Here is a 3,654-nt window from a genome sequence, read left to right on the forward strand (position 1 = left end):
CGTTCTTTCCTTTGCTCTTGCATACATCAGACAGCTTGCGGGTAGTAACGCCCAATGCGTCGGCATAATCGTCTACTTTATGTATGCTGTTTCCCTTTTCATTAATGAGCGACACAAACCGTTCAAACAATTTACTATCGTAGGAAGGGGTATCGGCCCTGAGCAGGAAATGAATATTGGCCATTTTAATAATGATCACTTTCAGGTAGGCTGCCAGTACATCAGGTTTATTGGAATAATCGGGCAATTCAAAATCACAAAGCGTGAGCTGCAGCAATTCAAGCAGGTGATCGAAATGTTGTTTATCGGGATGAAGGGTAAAACTATCTATGCTTCTGTTGAACAGTACTTCCTTGCAGTTGTTGGCGCTGAGCGGTGTCTTTTGCCAGAACGATTCATCGAATTGTAACAAATAGCCGCTGATCCTATTCTCCCCAAACAGCACCGGCTTTTCTTTACCGATCAGGTATACCGTGCCCTTTGAAACAGTGTGGGGCACGCTTGCCAGCTCCAGTTCGCCCTTTCCCTTTTCAATGACCAGTATTTTATTAAAATGCGCCGTTGAAAGTTTGTTGGGTTCAAAACTTTTATCCCGGAATTGTTCAATGGTAAATACGTCCCTGATCTGCATGGAAAGTAGTTTTGCAGGATAAAGCTACAATCTTCGACGTATTTCTTTTTAAATATTATCTTTAACCCTATGGAAGCCCTGTTCAATAGCTTTGCATACTTTGTTCCGGTTGGAAAAGTTGAAAAAGAAATCATTTCCACCCTTTTTACTGAAAAACAGTTTAAAAAAGGCGAGCCCTTTTTACAGGAAGGAAAGATATGCCGCCATGTAGGTTTCATTATAAAAGGACTGATGCGCTATTACCTAACCCAGGACGGCGAAGAAAAAACTTTCTATTTCGCCAGGGAAAACGAGTTTGTAAGCAATTACGAAAGTTTTGTACCCCAGATACCTTCTCTTAAAAGCATAGAAGCCCTGGAAGATACGACCGCCTATGTGATCACTTACGATAACCTGAACCTGTTGTATAGCACCATGGCTAATGGTGAGCGTATGGGTCGGCTGATCCTTGAACAGGTATTTGTACAGGCCTTGCAAAACCTGAACTCTTTTTACGTCGATACCCCCGAACAGCGTTATGAAAAACTGTTGCAGGCCCACCCTGATCTGCAACAACGTATTCCCCAATATTATATAGCCTCCTGCGTGGGGGTGAAACCGCAATCGCTCAGCCGGATAAGAAAAAGACTTTCCCTCCATTAATTAACCTAAGTGCACGAAAAAGTTTGGGCTGGCGATGACATTTGCATTATAAACTTAATGCAATGAAAAAAGTCACACACACTATCGCTTTCTGGCTTTGTTTACTAACCGGCCTTGGTCTTATCTTTATCGGCGCACGTTTCTTCTTTGTTCCTGTGGAAGCGGAACACGCCTTTGGCATACAGGTAAATGCCGGCGGCAATTTTGCTTTCCATTACATTAAAGGAATCAGGGATATATTCTCCGGTTTGGTGTTGTCTGTGTTGCTGCTTACCCGTCAATTCCGCGCATTGGGTACCCTGTTGCTTTGTGCAGTTATAATACCCGCCACTGACATGACTATTGTTGCAATACAACCCAATTTTCAAACTGCTGCCCTCTACCCGCACCTTTCAGCGGTTATTATCGTAATCCTGCTCGGAATTTATTATTTACGGATAACCCCTGAAAAAATTTAATCCGTTTCCCATTTTCGTTTTGTTGACCCGTTTTGCCGAACAACCAGCCAGCCATTGCTGGCTGCTTTCTTTAACAGGCGCTTTCTTAACTTTTTGGGATAAAATATTTTCCGGTAGGTTTTGCCATAACAGTATTTGGGTAAAATGTTCAACTGCCCCAGGATATCATAAGCCCCTGCACCACAACGCATTCCAATAAACGCATAATCATAGGGCGTTTGCTTTAAATAGGCGGTCGTAATACTATCAAATTGCTGTTTTTGCTGGCGTGTTACAGGTATATAAACGATTGCTTTCTTAACACTATCGGGATTGTATCGAAACAGGGAATAGAATTGTTTTTCCGAATGAACAGCATACCGGCTATGCTTGTCCCTCTTTTTTGCAAACCAATGCAGCTTTCCTTTTTTAAGGAAATTTACAATTCTGTCGCTATCGCCTTCAATGCCTACATGGCCTCCTAACATCCCGCCAAACCATTTCCGTTCCGTATCCTTATATTGCTGAAGGGGTTTGGAACCATATAGAAAATGCACTTTTAAAAAGACCGTATCCTGCGAATAAGCCCGCGAGCAGGCAAAGCAAATAAGAATGATCGTTACTAGTCGCATCAATATGTCTTAGATTAAAATTTCTCATGAGAAAAAACCCTTCGCACATAGGAAACGAATCTTCGCTCCTTGGAAATTTACCTTCGCACATGTGAAATTACCTTTCGCACCTGGGAAAAAATAAAATTCCCATGAGAAAAAGATAATTTCTCATGGGAAAAACGCTTTTATTGCAGGGGGCCTTGTTTATTTGAACTAAATTATAACAATCCTTCTTCCAGTTTATTCAGCAGTTCAAGTCCGAACCCTGAAATAAAGAACCGCTCCTTTTTGTTATTGAGCAACTGTTGGGTCCAGGTAACCAGGCCACCATCAGCAATTTCAAAGTCGCGTTGCTGCAGGGTAATCACAGCCTTGAACTGAAGCCCTTTGTAATAATTGTTGGAACCGGGGTTTTCATCCCGGGTAACCTCCATCTCTGGTAATTGGCTATGAAGATATTCCAATATGGCGGGGACAAAAGTATCGGGATAACCTGCCCGTTGCTGCAGCCTGAATCTGACTGCATCGGTATTAAAAACAGTTGTCAGAACATCCTGCAGGGCTGCAAAATGTTCTGCTATGGCTTTCTTTTCAAAAGCGTAATTCCCGGTATCGGTGCCGGATGACACCAGGCAGCCAATGGTGAAATGCGGGGAGAACCCTTTTATTTGAAAAGGCTGCGACCGCACATGCCGTTGCGTGGTGCAGTATTTAATATGCGAACTGGCATCATTGAATTTTCGCTTTTTCTTTTGACTGCTGATATACATCGCCAGTGCGTTGGTAGCATCAGACAACACCTCACAATTGCGTAAAGCCGAAACTACTTTATCCTGGTCAACCGTTGCCACCACCGAGCAGGTACCCAACTGGCTGAGTGGCGACACCTGCAAAGGCAGAAAGTGATGTTGTGATAAGCATTTCAACGTTTGCAGGGATTTCTCCAACAAATGAATGAGATCTGTTTCCGCCGGTTGCACAAAACGGTTCTGTTCATATTGTTTCAGCAGTTCGGGCGCCGTTTGCTGTTGCGCCCGGCGTGAAAATACTTCCAGCAACAAAGAGTTCATTTCTGTGCCTGATAATTTATCGGCCAGTATACTTATCAGGTTGTCTATTCCCGTTCGTTGTGCAATTATTTTTCCAATGGATCCCATATGCCAATTTAATCATAAACGGGCATCCAACTGGTGTAAAAATCGTACATTAGAATACCCATTAACAAAAAAGACAAACTGTACAACTGATGCCTGCCAAACAGTTCTTAATTCGTTTCCTGTTTATTGTATTTTTCCTGAATGCTATAGTTATTCCCGATGCAGCCAGTCAG

Annotated in this window: 5 protein-coding genes; 2 read left to right on the forward strand and 3 right to left on the reverse strand. The window is 42.8% G+C overall.

Annotation, left to right across the window (positions count from 1 at the left end; genetic code table 11):
* Positions 1–631, reverse strand: a 631-nt coding sequence (locus ACJ751_RS21115; RefSeq protein WP_407747502.1) for a hypothetical protein, incomplete at its 3' end; no start/stop codon positions are given.
* Between the two features lie 69 nt (positions 632–700).
* Here ACJ751_RS21115 and ACJ751_RS21120 point away from each other — a divergent pair.
* Together ACJ751_RS21120 and ACJ751_RS21125 are read left to right on the forward strand one after the other, a co-directional pair.
* Positions 701–1,273, forward strand: coding sequence for a Crp/Fnr family transcriptional regulator (locus ACJ751_RS21120; protein WP_407747503.1), 573 nt, complete (start codon positions 701–703; stop codon positions 1,271–1,273).
* A 62-nt stretch (positions 1,274–1,335) separates the two neighbouring features.
* Complete coding sequence (locus tag ACJ751_RS21125; RefSeq protein ID WP_407747504.1) at positions 1,336–1,731, forward strand: DUF4267 domain-containing protein; 396 nt, start codon at positions 1,336–1,338, stop codon at positions 1,729–1,731.
* Here ACJ751_RS21125 and ACJ751_RS21130 read toward each other — a convergent pair.
* Both ACJ751_RS21130 and ACJ751_RS21135 read right to left on the reverse strand, forming a co-directional pair.
* Entirely contained in the window at positions 1,728–2,345 is a 618-nt protein-coding gene (locus ACJ751_RS21130; protein ID WP_407747505.1) for a hypothetical protein, read from the reverse strand. The genes ACJ751_RS21125 and ACJ751_RS21130 overlap by 4 nt on opposite strands.
* Before the next feature lie 197 nt (positions 2,346–2,542).
* Positions 2,543–3,481, reverse strand: coding sequence for a hypothetical protein (locus ACJ751_RS21135; RefSeq protein ID WP_407747506.1), 939 nt, complete (start codon positions 3,479–3,481; stop codon positions 2,543–2,545).
* Positions 3,482–3,654: the final 173 nt, after the last annotated feature.

Source organism: Niastella sp. (genome assembly GCF_045805085.1).
Classification (GTDB): Bacteria; Bacteroidota; Bacteroidia; order Chitinophagales; family Chitinophagaceae; genus Niastella.

Bases quoted from the DNA above. Each gene is read 5' to 3' on its own strand.
- ACJ751_RS21135 (WP_407747506.1), bottom strand. From the start codon at position 3,481: ATGGGATCCATTGGAAAAATAATTGCACAACGAACGGGAATAGACAAC.
- ACJ751_RS21120 (WP_407747503.1), top strand. From the start codon at position 701: ATGGAAGCCCTGTTCAATAGCTTTGCATACTTTGTTCCGGTTGGAAAA.
- ACJ751_RS21125 (WP_407747504.1), top strand. From the start codon at position 1,336: ATGAAAAAAGTCACACACACTATCGCTTTCTGGCTTTGTTTACTAACC.